The 2,090-nt window shown below is 63.1% G+C and carries 4 protein-coding genes; 1 reads left to right on the top strand and 3 read right to left on the bottom strand.

Annotated elements, in window-relative coordinates:
* Nucleotide 1 precedes the first annotated feature (1 nt).
* The gene (locus RND78_RS27685) at nt 2-574 is read right to left on the bottom strand and encodes a phosphohydrolase (RefSeq protein ID WP_312733423.1); all 573 of its coding nucleotides are present in this window, start codon (nt 572-574) and stop codon (nt 2-4) included.
* Between the two features lie 161 nt (nt 575-735).
* A complete protein-coding gene (locus RND78_RS27680) occupies nt 736-1,008 on the bottom strand; it encodes a hypothetical protein (protein WP_312733425.1) in 273 nt (90 codons plus the stop codon).
* Nucleotides 1,009-1,054: 46 nt separating this feature from the next.
* Between RND78_RS27680 and RND78_RS27675 the strand changes: the two genes are divergently transcribed.
* Nucleotides 1,055-1,201, top strand: coding sequence for a hypothetical protein (locus tag RND78_RS27675; protein ID WP_312733421.1), 147 nt, complete (start codon nt 1,055-1,057; stop codon nt 1,199-1,201).
* A 308-nt stretch (nt 1,202-1,509) separates the two neighbouring features.
* Here RND78_RS27675 and RND78_RS27670 read toward each other — a convergent pair whose 3' ends face one another.
* Complete coding sequence (locus tag RND78_RS27670) at nt 1,510-1,935, bottom strand: hypothetical protein (protein ID WP_312733419.1); 426 nt, start codon at nt 1,933-1,935, stop codon at nt 1,510-1,512.
* Nucleotides 1,936-2,090 lie beyond the last annotated feature (155 nt).

Below are 2,090 nucleotides of genomic sequence, written 5' to 3'. Positions count from 1 at the left end.
CCTAGGCCTCGGCCGCCATGGCGGCCCGGCGCAACTGAGCGTTCTCGCCACCGGAACGCACGAGCTGCTTGAAGCGTCTTTTGAAAGCCAGGCGGGCAACGGCCGGCGGCCAGGGCGCTACCTGGATAGGAAGCGGCTGGATTCCCTCGAGTGACGGCCAAGGCGGACCCGATGGCAGCAGGTCGCGTCGTTCCGTTGCCATCAGCACCAGGTCTGCCACCTTGATGCTGGCCGGCATCTGCACAGCGATCTCGAAGCGCGCTGCGATGACCATCCAGATCCGCGCCTCGATCACCTTCAAGCCTGGCAGCAGGTCCTTGAGGGGACTCACCATGTCGCCCACATAGGCCTCGGCGGCATCATGCAGCAGCGCGTGAAGCGCGTCCGCCGGCGGGACCAGGTGGCTGGCCAATACGCTGTGCTGGCCCACGCTGTAGTGGGTCTGGGTGTACCCTGCGAATCTGCAGATGTTCGCCAGCGCATGGGCGATGTCATCCAACACCACCACGTCGGCTTCAGGGGCCAGCAGGTCAAATTGCTTTCCGGACTGGGTGAGGATCCAGCTTGCGCTCATTCGCTACTCCCGTGAGGAGAAAGACTAAGGTAGTGGCCAACGTAACCCATCCCCGTCGACACGCTAGTGCCAATAGCCGCCTGTGGGGGGCCTCAATAGCGAGGGCTCTCCTCCGCCGAGGCAGTTCTCTACGCCGCGGTATCGTGGAAGGCAGCCGAAGCTCAACCGGCGAGCTGGGCGCAGCGCAATGCTAGCTTGTGGTGGTAGTCGGCACCGGTGCAGGTGCGCTCCAGGCGGATGACGTTGTCCAGCGGCACATCACGCCCGCTGCGCTCGGTGGCGGCCTGTGCCAGCGCGGCGAACATTCGGACGACATCGGCGGGCGCGAGATATCTCGGATCATGGGCGAGATCACCCTCTGCGGTTCCGAGTGCTTGCAGCGCCCGCCGGATGATTCCTGCAAACGGTTCATAGTCAACTTGGGGCACGATCATCTCCTTCAAGGGTTTCCGCGTAGCGTAATGCGGTCCGGATGAGACGATGGCTGCCGATGGCACGCGTGGCCTTATGCGTTTTTTCGATCACGCGGCGAAGGCCATTGCGCGCAAGATTCAGGCTTGTCGCCTCTCCGTCCGTGGCTTCGAAAAGCGCGTACAGAATACCGTCGGCTTCCTGCAAGGCATCTAGGTCCTCGGCCGACACGGAGATCGTTGCGCCGCTCGTGGCCGGTCCGCCCGGTCGATGGCGCCTGCACTCGAAAGGTAGCTAGCAGCGAGCATCCGTCGATGCTCCCGGGTGCTCTGGGCTGCGGCCTTCGCTAGGCAGCGACGGCGCTGCGCCGCCTTCACCGTTGCGCCTTGAAGTAAGTCGTTCACGTCGCTCTTCTCCTGAGCAAAGGGTGTTGCCCTGATCGGCCAGGTAGCGCCGCCACCGGCCGAAGCGATGTCTCGACGCAATGCGCCAAGCGGTCCTTTCGTGGTAATACAAGCCATTCGTCAATGCACATCCTGTATGTCGGACCGAGTGGCGAGTGCGGCGCGTACGCGCTCGATGATGGGCCTGGCACTGAAAGCCTGTTCACCCTGGAGCTGTGGGGCTTCAAGGAGAACCCGCACAGCGTCCTCCAGCTCTGTACCCTGAGCGCCCTTTGCTTCCGGCTGCTCGGCCATGGACGAGGTGTTGCGGGCGAGGAAGGCGTTTAGGAGGACGGCTTCTTCCAGCTCCTCAAAATTTCCGTCAATGCCGTATCCGTTCTTTTCGGCGAGACGTGCCATCCAAGGCTGTAGCTTCTTCAACAGCTCCTTAGCTTCCCCCAGCTGCGTGTCGGCGCCGTCGCGCCGCTTCAGCAGGCTGATTACCCTGTCCCGCTCCGCACGAGCCAGGGCTAGGGCTTCGCGCTGCGCTTTGTCGTGGGCGCGCAACGCCTCCGCTGTACATGGAAATCGCCCTACCATTCGGCTTCGTAACTCATGCGCTGCAACAGCTGCACGAACCGGCGCCAGGTTTGCCCTTTGCGCTTGGGGTCAGGCACTAGGAACTGGTTGTGGACCGGATACGGCCGTGATTGGCGGTTTTT

The organism is Pseudomonas oryzihabitans, from assembly GCF_032027545.1.
Lineage (GTDB): Bacteria > Pseudomonadota > Gammaproteobacteria > Pseudomonadales > Pseudomonadaceae > Chryseomonas > Chryseomonas oryzihabitans_F.
Note: the sequence above shows the minus strand (reverse complement) of the source record. Positions and strands in the feature narration are given on the sequence as shown.